This window comes from Blautia sp. DFI.1.216 (genome assembly GCF_020594215.1).
GTDB lineage: Bacteria > Bacillota > Clostridia > Lachnospirales > Lachnospiraceae > Blautia_A > Blautia_A wexlerae.
The window spans coordinates 14,902-32,181 of record NZ_JAJDML010000009.1 but is presented as its reverse complement, the minus strand read 5'-3'; the positions used below and the strand labels follow the sequence as shown (position 1 = coordinate 32,181).

General features: G+C 43.8%; 13 protein-coding genes. All 13 read left to right on the top strand.

Annotated features, from left to right (window positions below; genetic code table 11):
* The first annotated feature begins 52 nt into the window (after positions 1–52).
* The 13 genes from LJE11_RS05375 to LJE11_RS05315 all read left to right on the top strand — a co-directional run bounded on the left by LJE11_RS05375 (position 53) and on the right by LJE11_RS05315 (position 17,164).
* A complete protein-coding gene (locus tag LJE11_RS05375; protein WP_020993923.1) occupies positions 53–2,098 on the top strand; it encodes an LPXTG cell wall anchor domain-containing protein in 2,046 nt (681 codons plus the stop codon).
* A 151-nt stretch (positions 2,099–2,249) separates the two neighbouring features.
* Complete coding sequence (locus LJE11_RS05370) at positions 2,250–3,149, top strand: M14 family zinc carboxypeptidase (RefSeq protein ID WP_008703215.1); 900 nt, start codon at positions 2,250–2,252, stop codon at positions 3,147–3,149.
* 143 nt (positions 3,150–3,292) lie between these two features.
* The gene (gene miaB / locus LJE11_RS05365; protein WP_020993922.1) at positions 3,293–4,693 is read left to right on the top strand and encodes a tRNA (N6-isopentenyl adenosine(37)-C2)-methylthiotransferase MiaB; all 1,401 of its coding nucleotides are present in this window, start codon (positions 3,293–3,295) and stop codon (positions 4,691–4,693) included.
* Between the two features lie 121 nt (positions 4,694–4,814).
* Positions 4,815–6,134 carry an MATE family efflux transporter gene (locus LJE11_RS05360; RefSeq protein ID WP_044952126.1) on the top strand — a complete coding sequence of 440 codons (1,320 nt, stop codon included), beginning with the start codon at positions 4,815–4,817 and terminating at the stop codon, positions 6,132–6,134.
* Between the two features lie 437 nt (positions 6,135–6,571).
* Positions 6,572–6,889: a metal-sensing transcriptional repressor gene (locus tag LJE11_RS05355; RefSeq protein WP_008703209.1), complete on the top strand. Its 318-nt coding sequence runs from the start codon at positions 6,572–6,574 to the stop codon at positions 6,887–6,889.
* Between the two features lie 119 nt (positions 6,890–7,008).
* Positions 7,009–9,663 (top strand): heavy metal translocating P-type ATPase, encoded by a 2,655-nt coding sequence (locus LJE11_RS05350; RefSeq protein ID WP_008703207.1) that lies wholly within the window; start codon positions 7,009–7,011, stop codon positions 9,661–9,663.
* A gap of 19 nt (positions 9,664–9,682) precedes the next feature.
* Complete coding sequence (rsmH, locus tag LJE11_RS05345) at positions 9,683–10,738, top strand: 16S rRNA (cytosine(1402)-N(4))-methyltransferase RsmH (RefSeq protein WP_008703205.1); 1,056 nt, start codon at positions 9,683–9,685, stop codon at positions 10,736–10,738.
* A gap of 292 nt (positions 10,739–11,030) precedes the next feature.
* Positions 11,031–11,663 carry an RNA polymerase sigma factor gene (locus tag LJE11_RS05340; protein ID WP_008703204.1) on the top strand — a complete coding sequence of 211 codons (633 nt, stop codon included), beginning with the start codon at positions 11,031–11,033 and terminating at the stop codon, positions 11,661–11,663.
* On the top strand, positions 11,650–12,018 hold the full coding sequence (locus LJE11_RS05335; protein WP_020993919.1) for a hypothetical protein: 369 nt from the start codon (positions 11,650–11,652) through the stop codon (positions 12,016–12,018). Before LJE11_RS05340 ends, LJE11_RS05335 begins: the two co-directional genes overlap by 14 nt.
* A complete protein-coding gene (locus tag LJE11_RS05330; protein ID WP_008703202.1) occupies positions 12,002–12,628 on the top strand; it encodes a hypothetical protein in 627 nt (208 codons plus the stop codon). Before LJE11_RS05335 ends, LJE11_RS05330 begins: the two co-directional genes overlap by 17 nt.
* Complete coding sequence (locus tag LJE11_RS05325; protein WP_020993918.1) at positions 12,625–13,248, top strand: PrsW family glutamic-type intramembrane protease; 624 nt, start codon at positions 12,625–12,627, stop codon at positions 13,246–13,248. The genes LJE11_RS05330 and LJE11_RS05325 overlap by 4 nt, the downstream gene beginning before the upstream one ends.
* Before the next feature lie 152 nt (positions 13,249–13,400).
* On the top strand, positions 13,401–13,745 hold the full coding sequence (locus LJE11_RS05320; RefSeq protein WP_227295616.1) for a hypothetical protein: 345 nt from the start codon (positions 13,401–13,403) through the stop codon (positions 13,743–13,745).
* A complete protein-coding gene (locus tag LJE11_RS05315; protein ID WP_020993916.1) occupies positions 13,742–17,164 on the top strand; it encodes an Ig-like domain-containing protein in 3,423 nt (1,140 codons plus the stop codon). Before LJE11_RS05320 ends, LJE11_RS05315 begins: the two co-directional genes overlap by 4 nt.
* Positions 17,165–17,280 lie beyond the last annotated feature (116 nt).

Below are 17,280 nucleotides of genomic sequence, written 5' to 3'. Positions count from 1 at the left end.
GGATGGTGTCAGTAGTGATTTTAACTAAAACTCATCTATGGGAGGACATACAATGAGAAAAAAACAACTTTTTGCATTATTAATGGCAGGTGCCCTGTCTGTAGGAATGGCACCGACAGCCACATTTGCAGCAGATACTGCTGCTGAGACATCAGCCGAAGGCGAACTGGAAGGTGAACTTGACTCTGCAGATACAGAAGAACCTTCTGAAGATCCGGCTGAAACTCCTGAGGAACCAGCCGAAACACCGGAAGATCCGGCTGAAACTCCTGCCGAAACAACAGCTGATCCTACAGAGGCACCGGCTGCTGAAGAAACTGATGAGCAGGCTGCTGAGGCAGGATCTGCGATTGTGATTGGCGGAGATTCCTTTACTTCTCTAGAAGAAGCGTTCGCAGTAGTACCAGACTGTGAGGATATGATAAATGGTGAGCCTACTTATGTAAAATTAAAAGGAACCATTGAAGTCAACAACACAATAAAAGTTCCTGAAAAGAAGAATATCATGCTAGTTGCTGCTGAAGATAATACTACGATCAAACGTGCAGCCGGCTTTACTGAGAGTATGTTTACTGTTAATGGTGGTAATCTTCAGATGGCAGGCGGTTCTGTGACTGATTCAGATGGAAATGCTATCGGTTCAGGCAGTTTAACTGTTGATGGTACAGGCGATAACGTTACCGGTTCGATTGTAGAAGTAGCAAGTGGTAATTATGCATTGATTGACGGTACAACTCTGACAGGAAATACCACAACCGGAAATGGCGGTGCGGTCAACAATGCTGCCGGTGCAAATGTATATCTTCTGGGTGGTACTATCACAGCAAACTCCGCAGCAGCAGGCGGTGCGATTTACAGTGAGGGAACTGTCAATATTCGTGGAACTGTAAGTGTTACAGGAAATACGGTTACAAATTCTTTTGAAGTTGCAAGTAACCTTGTGCTTGCCAAAGACGGTGTGATCAATGTAAGCGGTGCTGTTACAGGTTCTGCCATTGGTGTTGCTGTTCAGGAGGCTAACGCCGGAAGAACAGTCGTAAAGCTGGGTGACGCTGTTACTGATGTGAAACTGGCGGATGTTCTTTCTCAGATTACATATGAGGGAGATTCTAGCCTTAAAATCGGAGAAGACGGAACTTTAGTCAGTACAACAGAACCGTCCCCTACCCCAACTCCTGCAGAAGAAAAACTGAAAGTAACAGGAAAAGAATGCAAATGGTCCGGAAGTGGTACTGTTAAAATTAAGTTCCAGTCAAATGTAAAAGGTACCTATTATATTGACTGGGTAAAACGTGGTGAGAAAGCACCGACAATCGATACTTCCAGAGTAGGTGCTCCTATTGAGGCTGATACAAATGTAACAGCAAAAGTTACTGATCTTCCTGACTATGATGTTGATATTTATGTATGTGTGATCAGTGATAAGGATAAGAGTAATTATGGCTCTGTAATGTTCCAGCCTGATTCAAAAGAACGTCCTGTTACACCTACACCATCTCATACTCCGGTAGTACCCGATGTAAAAGAGAGTGTTGTACAGGGATTTGAGAAAGCACTTGTGTTCTATCCGAATACTTTCTATGACTTCAAGGTAATCGGTGCAGGTACACAGAACAATAATCCGGGAGAAGGTGATGTCAGATGGGTACCTGTAGGATGGAGTATGTCTTCTAACCCGTCAACCTGGAACACATCCTGGAAAATTGGTGCCAAGAGCGGTATTTATACAGATGCCGAAAAAGCATATACTATTTACATTAAATATGCAAAACAGGTATACAGTGGAAATGACTGGCAGGAAACAGATGCTTCCGAAGTTCTGCCCTATCAGTTCAAGGCAGCTCCTCTGACACAGGCCACTACCACACCAGGTGCAAACGGAACAAACGGAGACGGAACCGGATCCGGCGACGGAACTACAGATGGAGGAACTACAGATGTAACTCCGACAACCTATGCAGACGGAACAAACGGAACAGCGAAATCAGCAGTATCCACAGGTGATGAATCACCGGTCGGAACTATGCTGGCTCTTGCTGCAGCTTCTGTTCTTGCAGGTGGTTACGTACTGATAAGAAGACGTAAAAAAGAAATGTAAATATAATCCAATTATTTTTAAGAGACAGGTCTTATGGCCTGTCTCTTTTCATATATATAATAATAAGGCAGCCATTCAGCCGTCCATACAGGTCAGAATCCGGAATCTGATCCAGGCTGCTGAACATTTGCCAAAAAGGAGGAGAGAATGTATGTCAACAGAACAGATGGGAACTTATGAAAAAATATACTTCGCATTGTGGGAACTCGGACAGAGATATGGAAATTTTGTCCAGTTCAGAGTGATCGGAAGAAGTCATGATGACAGAATGATCCCCATGCTTGAGATTGGAAAGGGTGATACCTGCATTATCTGTCTGAGCGGAGTGGAAAGCGGAGACAGAAATCTCCCGGAATATCTTTTGTCTATTGCAAAAGATTACTGCAGATCCTATGAAAGCAACTGGACCATCGGAGAAAGTTATGAAGTTCGTAAACTTCTGGATAAGGTTCGTATCTGTATGATCCCCATGCTGAATCCTGACAGCTATGAAATATGTGAATACGGATATGGTGCCATACATAATCCCATCCACAGACAGATGCTGAAAATGCAGGACAGGCCTGTGGAAGAGTATGAATGTAATGCCAGGGGAATTGATCTGCGCAGAAATTTTCCGACTAATTATTATCAGCGGAAAAGAGTGAATCAGGAGCCTGCCAGTGAGAATGAGACTCGTGCCCTGATCAGCATTTTTCAGGAATATTCAAGCCTTGGCCTGCTTACATTCAGTTATTCCAGAGGGAAGATCGTTTACTGCAGACAGGAGAAAGGCTTTGCCTACAATCAGAAAAATTACAGACTGGCAAGGCATTTACAGAAATGTTCCGGCTATCGTCTGGAAAAAGGGATTGCAGGTGGTGCGAGAGTCAAAAAAGCCGGAGCAAAACCTGAGATGGGATCTCCGGAACAGTTTTATGCGGAAGTAATCCGTCAGCCCTCTCTGGCAATTGAGATTCCGGAATACCGCAAGGACGATATGGAAGAACTGCGTCTGATTCCACTTGAATATCTTTATTCTCTAAACAGCGGCATATTGGCAAACGCATAAATCCGTCACATAGTCAAAGAAAAACTGTATCCGAAAATAAAAAGTAATAAAAACAGAGATTAGCGTTTGACATAAAGCCATAGATTCTGTATGATAAAAAGAGTGCCCCGAAATGTTGTAAACAGAAAGATGAGGAATCAATAGTGAATAATAATACACAGGAAAGTAAAATACAGTTAGAATATATCAATAAATGTACAGAGCTTGTGAAGGAAAAATATGAAAAGGCGCCAGCTTTCTTTATCCAGAATGCAGGCTGCCAGATGAATTCCCTGCAGACGGATACAGTGGCCGGTATCGTGAAACGTATGGGCTATACAGAAGTATCCAGAGAAGAAGATGCAGATGTTGTCATCTATAACACCTGCACAGTCCGGGAGAATGCAAACCTGAAGATTTACGGTCATCTTGGCCATCTGAAAAGTATTAAGAAAAAGAATCCTGAACTGAAGATTATATTGTTTGGCTGCATGATGCAGGAGCCGGAAGTAATTGAGAAGATCCACAAAGAATATTCTTTTGTTGATCTGGTTTTCGGTACCCATAACTTCCATAAGTTTCCGGAGCTTTTCTACAGAAGCTTAAATACGGAGGGACAGATCATTGATGTCTGGAAGGAATCTGATGAAATCGTGGAGGGTATGCCTTCTGACCGTAAATATTCCTTTAAAACGGGTGTCAATATTATGTTTGGCTGCAATAATTTCTGCAGTTACTGTATTGTACCATATGTAAGAGGAAGAGAGAAGAGTCGCGAACCGGAGGCGATCATAGAAGAGATCAAGGGTCTGGTAGCTGACGGTGTGACAGAAGTTATGCTTCTGGGACAGAACGTTAATTCCTATGGAAAGACACTGGAACATCCGGTTACTTTTGCACAGCTTCTGAAACAGGTGGAAGCAATTGAAGGATTAAAGAGAATCCGTTTCATGACTTCCCATCCGAAGGATCTGTCTGATGAACTGATCCGGACAATGGCAGAGAGCAAAAAAGTGTGCCATCACCTCCACCTTCCCATGCAGTCCGGAAGCAGCCGAATCTTAAAGATCATGAACCGCCGTTATGACAAAGAAAAGTATCTGGAGCTTGTAGCCAAAATCCGTAATGCCGTACCGGATATTTCCCTTACTACAGATATTATCGTTGGTTTCCCGGGAGAAACGGAAGAGGATTTCCAGGATACTCTGGATGTTGTGGAGAAATGTGATTTTGATTCTGCATTTACCTTTATCTATTCCAAAAGAAGCGGCACACCTGCTGCCAAAATGGAGAATCAGGTACCTGAGGATGTGGTAAAAGACCGTTTTGACCGTCTTCTTGCTCTGGTTCAGGAAAAAGGCCGAAAGGCTTCTTCTCGTTTCGAGGGAACTGTTCAGGAGATCCTTGTAGAGGAAGAAAGCAGAGAAAAAGGTATCTTTACAGGAAGAACAGAATATAACCTTCTGGTCCATTTCCCGGGATGTCAGGATCTGATCGGTAAATATGTAAAAGTAAAACTGGATACCTGCAAGGGATTCTATTATTTCGGAAGCCTTGCAGAATAAAAACATTGAAAAATACTAACTGTTTACGAACAGTAATATAAAGGACTTCTACAGAAGCCCATATCAATTTAGATATAAAGGGTGGAAGATAAAAGTGAAACAAAATAAATACGAAATAGATATGTGTAACGGAACCATCATGGACAAGCTGATTTCCTTTTCACTGCCGCTGATGCTGTCCGGAATCCTGCAGCTGATGTTTAATGCTGTGGATATCATAGTGGTGGGAAGATTTAGCGGAAGTCAGGCACTTGCAGCCGTAGGCTCAACCACAGCACTGATCAATGTGTTTACTAATCTGTTTATTGGTATCTCACTTGGTGCGAATGTACTTGCTGCCCGGTTCTATGCGGCAGGAAAAGACCGGGAAATGTCAGATACCGTTCATACGGCTGTAACTCTTGCACTGGTAAGCGGTATCGTCATGGCATTTGTGGGACTGATTTTTTCCAGATGGGCTCTGGAATTGATGGGTACTCCGGATGATGTGATCGGACAGTCTGCACTGTATATGAAAATCTATTTTCTGGGTATGCCGTTTTTTATGCTTTATAATTATGGAGCTGCGATTCTGCGGGCTGTAGGAGATACGAAACGTCCACTGATCTTTCTGGTTATTTCCGGTGTTGTAAATGCAGTACTGAATCTGATCCTCGTGATCATGTTTCATATGGATGTGGCGGGCGTAGCCATTGCTACTGTGATCTCCCAGTTAATTTCCTGCATTCTGGTACTCAGATGTCTGCGTACATCGAAAACCAGCTACCAGCTTCATTTTGGAAAATTAAGGATCAATACTGTTTACTTAAAACAGATTTTCCAGGTTGGGATTCCGGCCGGGATCCAGAGCACAGTCATTAATCTGTCAAATGCTCTGCTTCAGTCCTCGGTTAACTCCTTTGGATCGACCGCCATGGCAGGGTATACGGCGGCCAATAATATTTTCGGTTTTCTGTATGTGGCGGTGAACTCTGTCACACAGGCATGTATGAGCTTTACCAGTCAGAACTATGGTGTGCATAAATTTAAACGTATGGATAAGGTTCTGGTCGACTGTCTTATTATTTCCGTAGTTACCTCCTTTTCCCTTGGATGCGGTGCATATTTCTTCGGTTCTGAGATCCTTAAGATTTATACTGCCGATCCGGAAGTGATCCGCTGCGGACTGGAAATCCTGTCTTACACTACCGTACCTTATTTTCTCTGCGGGATTATGGATCTGTTTCCGGGTGCCCTGCGTGGAATGGGACATTCCGGCGTTCCAATGATCCTGTCAGTGATCGGAACAGTAGGAACCAGGATCGTATGGATCTTTGGAATATTCCCGCATCACAGATCACTGGCTGTTCTGTTTATTTCCTATCCTGCATCCTGGATGCTGACGATCATTATGCAGGTCATCTGTTTTTATTTTGTCAGAAGAAAAGTGCATAGAGTATAGGTCTTTGAGCTTTTGCGAAAAATAATTACCGGCAGAATATTGCCAGTGGTTATTTTCTGTGAGAGCTCTTTTTTGTGTTACTGCTGCTTACTCTGTTCACGGTAATCTTTTTGTTTCCGATATGAAAAAACAGTATTGACAAATACCCCATAAGGGTATATAGTGACTACTATAAAGATACCCCGTAAGGGTATTTTGAAATCGTTATATGTTTCAGAAATTTATATAAAACAGAGCTTATTTATAAAAATGTACTCTCGGAGTCTTTATTGCACTTGCTTTTATGGCTGATTTTTCGCCAGATTCACCCGAATTTTATCAACGTACGCACCGCGTACGCCTCAAAAATTCGGGCACATCTGACAAAAAATCTTCTCATAAAATCAAGTACAAAAAGATTCCGAGAGTACATAAAAATCAGAAGGAGGATTTCCCATATGGCAGATACACAGGAGAAAAAAGTCTGTCCCTGTTGCACAAAACACACAATGCGTTCTGAGGAGGAGAGAAAGAAGCTGATCAATCGTCTTAAACGTGTGGAAGGACAAATCCGAGGGATTATCGGTATGCTGGAGAATGATGCGTACTGTAACGATATACTGATCCAGTCCGCAGCAGTCAACGCAGCAGTGAACGCATTTAACAAAGAACTGCTTGCCAGCCATATCCGCAACTGTGTGGCAAGAGATATCCGCAGGGGCAAGGATGATACAATCGATGAGCTGGTGGCTACTTTGCAGAAACTGATGAAGTGAAAGCTGTGTGTCCAGATTATTATAGAATCAGAGTACAGCAGAACAAAGATCCGGGAACTGCAAAGCAGCAGAGCAGGGGATATCAGGTAAGGGACAACAAGTCGTAAGGAGGAATAGAAATGGAACAATACAATGTAACCGGAATGAGTTGTGCGGCCTGTAGCAGCAGAGTGGAGAAGGCCGTATCCAAGGTTCCGGGTGTGACATCCTGTTCGGTCAGTCTGCTGACTAACTCCATGGGAGTAGAAGGAACTGCCGGTGCAGGTGCGGTCATCAAGGCTGTACAGGATGCAGGTTATGGAGCATCCTTAAAGGGGGCATCCGGGGAGCAGATATCTGCTTCTGCGGCAGAGGAAGCACTGGAAGACCATGAAACACCTGCACTGAAACGAAGGCTGATCGCATCTGTAGGCTTTCTGCTTGTGCTGATGTATTTTTCCATGGGACATATGATGTGGGGCTGGCCTCTTCCGGCATGGTTTAATGATAATCATATTGCCATGGGACTGATGCAGCTTCTTCTTGCCGGAATCATAATGGTCATTAACCAGAAATTTTTTATCAGCGGATTTAAGAGTCTGTGGCATCGTGCACCAAATATGGATACCCTTGTGGCACTTGGCTCCATGGCATCCTTTTTGTGGAGTGTTTATGTACTTTTTGCAATGACAAGGGCACAGGTGGACGGAGATTCGGCAGCAGTTATGAATTACATGATGGAGTTCTATTTTGAATCTGCAGCCATGATCCTTACCCTGATTACAGTTGGAAAAATGCTGGAAGCCCGATCTAAGGGAAAGACAACGGATGCGCTGAAAGGTCTGATGAAACTGGCACCTAAGACAGCAGTTGTTGTCCGGGACGGACAGGAAGCTACGGTGCCCATCGAACAGGTCCGAAAAGGTGATGTTTTTGTGGTACATCCCGGTGAAAACATTCCGGTGGACGGAGTGGTCCTTGGAGGAAACAGTGCGGTCAATGAGGCTGCACTTACAGGGGAGAGTATTCCTGTGGACAAGAATCCGGGAGATGCAGTCTCTGCTGCAACTGTAAACCAGTCCGGGTTTATCCGATGTGAGGCAACCCGGGTAGGCGAGGACACTACTCTTTCCCAGATTATTAAGATGGTCAGTGATGCGGCTGCAACAAAAGCGCCTATTGCCAAAATCGCAGACAGGGTTTCCGGAGTTTTTGTTCCGGCAGTTATCAGTATTGCGGTTGTCACCACCATTGTCTGGCTGTTGGCAGGAAAAGAGTTCGGATATGCACTTGCCAGAGGTATTTCTGTTCTGGTCATCAGTTGTCCCTGTGCCCTTGGACTTGCCACACCGGTTGCCATCATGGTAGGAAACGGAATGGGAGCCAAAAACGGAATCCTGTTTAAAACAGCAGTATCCCTGGAGGAAGCAGGTAAGATCCAGATGGTTGCATTAGATAAGACAGGAACTATCACAAAGGGTGAACCGCAGGTGACAGATATGATCCCTGCAGAGGGAATCTCAGAGGAAGAACTTTTAGGCTGTGCCTATGCACTTGAGAAGAAGAGTGAACATCCTCTTGCGAAAGCCATTATTGCCAGAGCAGAGGAGAAAAAGACTGTCTTGCAGGAGGTTTCTGATTTTCAGGCTCTTCCGGGAAACGGCCTTCGTGCAGTATTAAACAGTGACGTGCTTACAGGCGGAAATATGAAATTTATCAGCAATGAGACATCTGTATCATCAGAATTGATTTCAAAAGCCCAAAAGCTGGCAGAAGAAGGAAAAACACCACTTCTTTTTGCAAAAGGCGGGAAGTTTCTCGGCATGATTGCAGTGGCAGATGTTATAAAAGAGGACAGTCCTCAGGCAATAAAAGAACTGCAGAACATGGGAATCCGGGTAGTAATGCTTACCGGTGATAATGAACGCACAGCAAAAGCAATCGGAGCACAGGCAGGAGTGGACGATGTAATTGCAGGTGTTCTTCCGGATGGCAAGGAAAGTGTGATCCGTTCTCTGAAGGAACAGGGAAAGGTTGCCATGGTAGGAGACGGAATCAATGATGCCCCTGCACTTACCAGGGCAGACATCGGTATTGCGATCGGTGCAGGAACAGATGTTGCCATTGATGCCGCAGATGTGGTATTAATGAAGAGCCGGCTCAGTGATGTACCTGCTGCCATACGTTTAAGCCGGGCAACATTGAGAAATATCCATGAGAATCTTTTCTGGGCATTCTTCTACAATGTGATCGGTATTCCACTGGCAGCCGGTGTATGGATTCCGATTTTCGGATGGACACTGAACCCCATGTTTGGTGCAGCTGCCATGAGCCTTTCTAGTTTCTGTGTGGTAACCAATGCACTGAGACTGAATCTCTTTAAGGTACATGATGCTTCCAGAGACAAAAAAATAAAACAGAATGTGGAAGAAATCCATTACATTTCAGCTAATGCAGAAATGAAAAATGTAACAGAAAACAAAAGTCTAAAGGCAGAGAATCCAGACTTTTGCAACAGTGAAATTCATGATCCAAAAGATCAGGAAAATATAAAAGAAAACAAGGAGAACAAAGAAATGACAACAATCACAGTAAACGTAACAGGAATGATGTGTGGACATTGTGAAGCACATGTGACAAAGGCAGTAAAAGAGGCATTTGGAGTGGAAGATGTAGTTTCCTCCCATGAAAAAGGAACCACAGTGATCCATGCTCCGGAAAAACTGGACGAGGATAAGATCCGCGAAGTGATCAAAGAAGCCGGCTATGAAGTAACCGGTATCACACAGGAATAAAAAACAAAAAGGGGATTTTATGGAAAACCAGAACCAGACACCACATAAAAGGCGTGTCCGTTATAAAGGAAAATATCCGAAGAAATTCGAGGAGAAATACAAGGAATTACAGCCTGAAAAATATAAAGATACCATTGAACACGTGATTCAGAAAGGAAATACCCCGGCGGGAATGCATATCTCCATTATGGTTAAGGAAATCCTTGATTTTCTTAATATCCAGCCGGGAGAAACCGGATTTGATGCCACATTGGGCTATGGCGGCCATACGAAAGCGATGCTTCAGTGTCTGAATGGCAAGGGACATATTTATGCAACAGATGTAGACCCTGAGGAATCCGCCAAAACAAAGAAACGTCTGGCAGAGCAGGGATTCGGGGAAGAACTGCTGACAGTAAAGCTTCAGAACTTCTGCACCATTGATGAGATTGCCAAAGAGGTTGGAGGATTTGACTTTATTCTGGCAGATCTCGGTGTTTCATCCATGCAGATTGATAACCCCAAAAGAGGTTTCTCTTTTAAAACAGACGGACCTCTGGATCTGCGCCTGAATCAGGAAACCGGCATCAGTGCAGCCCAGCGTCTGGATACCATTTCCAGAGAGGAGCTTGCGGGAATGCTCTGTGAAAATTCTGATGAACCATACTGTGAGGAACTCGCCAAAGCCATTACCGATGAGATCCGCAGAGGCAATCATATTGATACTACCACAAAACTGCGTCAGGTAATCGAAAAAACTCTTGATTTCCTTCCTGAAAAGGAAAAGAAAGAGACAATTAAGAAAACCTGCCAGCGAACCTTCCAGGCATTGCGTATTGATGTTAACCATGAGTTCGAAGTACTGTATGAATTTATGGAGAAGCTTCCGGATGCTTTGCGTCCGGGCGGACGAGTGGCAATCCTTACCTTTCATTCCGGTGAGGACAAGCTGGTAAAGAAAGCTCTCAAGGCAGGATACAAAGATGGAATTTATTCTGACTATGCAAAAGATGTGATCCGCCCCTCAGCCAAAGAGTGCACACAGAACCCAAGAGCTCGTTCCACAAAGATGCGCTGGGCTATAAAGGCTGAATAAAGTTCTAATAAATGTTTGTGAATTACTCGGTAACTGAGTTACCAGAGCATCTGAAAAAAGGCGGGATACCGCCTTTTTTCATGGTGCATCCATGGCGCCACTACTGTTTGCTCTTTAGAGCTATACAGCTGCTTTTATTATTTCAGGTGTTTTCAGTCCGGTTACGGACAGTTCTTTTGCACTGTCCACTGTAAGAAATCAGATAACACAGGAAAGTATACAAAGTTGCATTATTTTATAGAATTGCTATGAACTATGAACAATTGACGTATTTTGTAAACAAAAGTATACTATGCTTATTAAAAGAACGAAGGAAAGAAGCCCGGAGATTACACCTGACAACAGAGGAGTAATATGGGGAAAGGAATTGAACGGTATGGCTACTGATGAAGAGCTTTATGGGCAATATCTGAGCGGTGACGAGACAGGACTTGAACTATTGATAAAAAAATACGGCGACCCATTGACCTTATACATCGATGGTTATCTGCATGATGTCCATGAAGCGGAGGACTTAATGATGGAAACCTTTTCCTGGCTGTTTACGAAAAAGCCCCGCATCCGGGATGGATGTTTTAAGGCTTATCTCTATAAAGCGGCGCGGCACATGGCTTTACGCCACAAAAGCAGACGGCGGATTATCTTCAGTCTTGACGACCTGACCAGAGAACCGGAGGCGCAGACACTGGTGGAGGAGGTCATCCGCACAAAGGAACGAAATCAGATCCTGCATCTCTGCATGGACGAGTTAAATTCAGATTATCGGGAAGCTCTTTATCTGACCTATTTTGAGGGTATGAGCTATCAACAGGCAGCTGAGGTCATGGGGAAAAGTGTAAAGCAGATCACAAATATGGTGTACCGGGGAAAAGAGCGTTTACGTGGATTATTGCAACGGGAGGGTATTACAGATGTTGAAAAATGAGGAACGGATTGTTGAGGTAAAACGGCGTATTGAGGAAAAAGAACGACAGCAGAGACTGCGGCACAGACGGATTGTCTCCGCATTCTGCATAGCGGCATGCCTTGCAGTGATCGTTGGTGTTTCCTTTGTCATGCCAGGTATTGTCGGACAGATTACGCCCGGTACTTCTTCCGGCTTTGAAACGGCAGCAACAATTTTAGGCGGCGGCACTGCACTGGGATATATGGTAATCGGACTGTTGGCTTTTATTCTCGGCGTTTGCGTGACTATTCTGTGCTTCCGCATCCGCCAGCTGAACAAAGAGGAGCAGACGGAGGAACAAAAGGGGGACAATGGGGATGGAGCTGATCAGTAATCTTTTTCAATTCGCTGTCACCCTGCTGGGCTTTTGTCTGAGTGGTATCTGGTATCTGAAAGATCGAAAACAGACCTGTTTCCTGCTGACCTGTTTTTACGGCTGCTTTGCCCTTGGCTCTCTTTACTGGACGCTGTATCTGCTTCTGTTTTCTGAAACGCCGCAGGTCTTTTATGTGTCAGAGTTCGGCTGGATAGCCAGCGTGATTTTTCTTTATCTTCTGCAATACACCCTTTCTTCTGCGGAGGAAAGAGACTTTTCGACACGGAAATCTCTGATAGCTCCTCTGATTGGCATTCCGCTTTGTGTGTTTTACTGTACCTTTGGGGATGTTCTCTCCAATTTGCTCTGGTGTAGCATGATGATCGTTGTTTCTTATCATTCCATCAGAGGGCTTATTTATGCTCTGATACAGACGGGAACGGCACGTAAGATCCGGTATTTTCACATTGGGGTGCTGTGCTATGTGGCGGTGGAGTATGCTCTTTGGCTCTCCGGCTGTCTGTGGCCGGGTTATTCCATTTCCAATCCCTATTGCTGGTTTGATCTTCTGCTTACAGGCTGCCTGTTCGCACTGCTCCCGGCCACAGGAAAGGCGGTGCAGACATGACCTATATTGAAAATGTATTTCTCTGCATTGCTTCGCCCCTGTTGATCGCGGCTCTGTGTATGGGAAAGCGGCAGAGAAAATTCTTTCTGTTCTGCCTTGCCGGAATGGGTGCCTGTCTGCTGTCTGCTTACATCAACACCTTTTTTGCCGCACTTTATAGAGCGGACACCTTTACCACTACTACAGAGATCGCCCCGGTGGTGGAGGAAGTGATGAAATTTCTGCCATTGCTCTTTTATCTGCTGATATTTGAGCCGAAAAGAGAGCAGATAAAAAATACAGCTGTAGTTATAGCTCTTTCCTTTGCCACATTTGAGAACGTCTGCTACCTGATCCAAAACGGAGCCGGACATTTTTCTTTTATTTTCTTCCGTGGTATTGGGACTGGAGCCATGCATGTGATCTGTGGAGCCATTGTCGGCGGTGGTCTTGCATATGTGTGGCAGAGAACATGGCTGAAGATTGCCGGAACCTGCGGTCTGCTGGGAGCAGCAATCACTTTTCACGCAATTTATAATCTTCTGATCGCCTATGGCAGTGCAGCACAGTATATTGCTTATCTGTTGCCTGTACTGATCCTGGCAGCGGGAAAACTGATCTTCCGCAGTTCAATACAATAATATAACCTGATTTTCCGCTTTTGGGAGCTGTTTCGGCAGCTCTCAAATTTTTTTGAAAAAATTTGATTTTCAGGTGAGAGTTTTTCGCTTTTTTTGTACCTATATAAGTGAAAGACTTTTAAGACTGTTTTTGTGGAAGGAGGTTGGAAGGCATGTACGATACAGAAGAGCGTATCGAATTGGTAAAAAAGCGAATGTATGAATATCACCGCCGCCAGGAGCGGCGCACAGTCTGCCGGCTGTCTGTTCTGTGTACCCTGTTGTTCCTGTCTCTCGTGGGAACAATGGGGATGATGCAAAGCCAGCCAATAGACATCACGGGAATGTACGGCACAATCCTGCTGCATGAGGACGCAGGCGGTTATGTGTTGGTGGCTGTCATTTCCTTTACTGTGGCAGTCGTGATTACTGCATTATGTATCAAATTCAGAAAAAGAGGACAAAAGAGTCAAGACGTAGAAGATCATGTATTAAAGAAAGGAAAGGTGGAAGTATGAAGAAAAAGTGTTTCAAAAAAACTGTTTCATGGGCATTGAGTATCGTTATGTCCGCAACGATGGCGGTAACTCCGGTATTGGCAGACACTTTTACTGATGGTAGTCAGCTGATCGTTTCCGAAGATGCAGGAGAAGAGACTCCGGCAGCTACAATATCCGATGCAGAAGACGAAGGTATGATGGAGCCAGAACATACCTTTGAGATCGAAGATAACTGCGAAGATTCAGGACGTACCGGATTTTCCAGCGAAAATGAGGCAAGCGGGTTTTCCGATGACAGCGTTCTAGCTGCGCAGACAGAAGAAAAAGCGGCTGTTTACCTGGATCCGTCATCTGGAAACGATGGTAATACTGGAGAGAGTGCTAAGTCTGCCGTAAATACTCTTTCGAAAGCCGTAGAGCTTGCACAAGGTGGCGATATTTTTCTTCTTGATTGTGTGGAGGTCGATAGTGATATCAAACTGAGCAATGTGACATTTCGCCCTGGAAAAAGCAATATGTCAGGTATGCTGTATATAAGTAGAGGTAAGGTAACATTAGAAAACATAATAATAAATAATAAAACACCGGATGGTAAGTCTTGCCAGTTCTCTAATTATCCTATTGAAGTGACTGGAAGGTTGGCAACATTGACTATAGCGGATGGTACTGAGATTGGACCGTTCCCGGGAAACAGTTGTATTATTGTATCACACGATAGTACTGTAAATCTGAATGGTGGTAAAATCCTGGGAGATAAGCAGAACACAGTTGAATATGGCGGTGGAATATATGCGGAACATGCAACTGTCAATGTGAATGGAGGTACAATCAGTGGACATAGTGCAACGTATGGCGGTGGAATATTTTCGTCTTACTCAAACATTAAAATAAACGGGGGTACAATCAGTGATAATCAGTCAATAAGAGGCAGTGGAATATATGCGATAAATGATTCAAACGTAAGTTTAAAAGGAGGCAGTATTATTCATAATAAAAGTGGACAGGGCGCAGGTGTCTACTTGTCTATTTCTAAATTGTTTATAAATGGGGAAAGCTGCCAGATCACCCAAAATACAGTAACAACAGAACCTTCTCCTAAAGATATGCGCGGCGAAGGTGGCGGAATTTATCTGATTTATTCTGAAGCAGAAATTGAATCTGGAACCATCAACAAAAATACAGCCATTGCAGCAGCTCCTGACGAAAACGGTAATATCCAGGGCGGATTAGGTGGTGCAATTTCAGCAAAGTATTCAAGAGTAACCATCAAAGGAGATACAAAAATCCGTAATAACAGTGCGGGTAACCGTGGAGGTGCGATATACACAGAGGGAACGAACAATGATTCTAGTCTGCTTAATATAGAAGGTGGAACTATCAGCGGCAATCATGTGAATGGAAGCGGAGCCGGTATATTCGCTATATGTTCTAGGGGAAACAAACATAATATGGATGTGAACATTTCCGGTGGAACGATAACAAATAATTACAGCGGAACAGGAGAGAATGAAGAAGAAAATGCGATCGTCTTGATGGGGTGGGATCCGAATCTGACTGAAGATACCGGTTTCGCAGATCTGCATCTTAGTGACAGTCCGGTAATAACGGGAAGCGTAACACTTTCAGATGATAATAATTATGGGCCTCGTATATATGTAGGTAAATCTTTGCAATTATCAGACAAACATATTTTGGTGACACCTACATATGGAAAAGCTGATTTAATTGCGGTTGAATATGAGAATGATTCAGCAGCTGAATCGTTTGAGTCACAATTCTATTCAAATGGTATGAGCAAACTGGTAAGAGATGGAAAGTATTTAAAATGGGCTCTGGTAAAGCCAAAAGTCCAAGTTTCAGCGGACAAAGAAAAAGGCTGTCCGTCTTCTAAAATTGTTTTAACGGCAAAGGCAACGCATGTGCTTGACGATAAAGGCATTACGTACAGCTATCAATGGTATAAAGATGATCAGATCCTGAATAGTCAGACAGGAGAAACTCTTACAGTCTCTGAGGCGGGAACCTATAAAGTGGAGGTAACAGCTACAAGTCAAGCAGGAGTGAATTCCACAGAGACAGCATCTATTGTAATTCCTGCGTTTGAACATTCTTATTCCTGGCAGTTTGATAAAACAAATCACTGGGAGCACTGCAGCATTGGAAATGAGAATACAACTCAGGAAGCACATACATTTGGTAACTGGGTAGTGACAAAACAGGCATCAATCGGAGCAGAAGGAGAGAAGGAACGAACCTGTACGGTTTGTGGATACACAGAAAAAGAAACAATCCCATCGATCTACATCCCAAGCTACCCTGTAACAGGTATCAAGGTATCTCAGGACACCCTTATGCTTACAAAGAAGGACGAGACTGCACAGCTTTCCGCGGAAGTGGTTCCATCATATGCAGATAATACGCGGGTAACATGGAAGTCCAGTGATGAAAGTGTGGTAACTGTAGACGAAAAGGGTAAAGTAACCGCCGTTGGAAATGGAACAGCTACAATCACAGTCACATCCGTAAGCGGAAATTATACCGCAACGGTAGCCGTAACCGTAAAGATTCCTGTAGAAATTGAGAAGATCTCGATTGAAGCAGAGAAGGAAACACTGACGAAGATTGGTGAATCCACAGAACTGAAAGTTAAGATCGAACCTGAGAACGCAGACGCTCAGAAGCTGATCTGGAAGTCTGACAATGAAATGGTTGCTGCTGTAGATGAGAATGGTAAAGTAACAGCAATCGGAAATGGAATGGCAATAATCACAGTAACTACAGAGTATGGAAAAAACACAGCTTCAATAATAATCACAGTGAAGATCCTTGATAAGCCTGTAATTAACAAAACAAAAGGGTTCGGACGCTTAAAAGTCCGTTCTGTAAACCAGACGAAAACTTCCATAACCTTAGAATGGAGTAAACTTGATGGTGTGGACGGATATTTGGTATATGGAAACCGCTGCAATACAAGTACAAAGACATACAAATACAAAAAGCTTGCCACTATTACAAACGGACGTACATGGACACATAAAAACCTGAAGAAAGGCACTTTCTATAAATATATCGTAAAAGCATATAAGATAGTAGATGGCAAAAAGGTAGTGACAGATACATCTGCCTCCATACATGTAATCACACAGGGCAGCAAATACGGAATTGCAAGATCTGTTTCCGTAACTAAGATCGGAAACAAAAAGAATGTTTCAAAAATAACCCTGAAAAAAGGAAAAACAGCACAGATCACAGTAAAAGAAATAAAAAAGGACAAAAAGATCAGACACCACAGAAATCTCTGCTATGAAAGCAGCAATACAGCAGTAGCCACTGTTACCCCGGAGGGGCTTATCCAGGCAGTTGGTAAAGGAACCTGTACGATATGGGTATATGCACAAAATGGTGTATATGCGGCACTGACGGTTACTGTGAAATGATAAAACATGATATCATCTGAATATATATAAACTACGGCCACCAGCTAATCCAGTGACCATAAGCAACGGGGCAGCACACATTTCAGCAAGAGTTGGATCGAAGCGTTTTGTTTTTT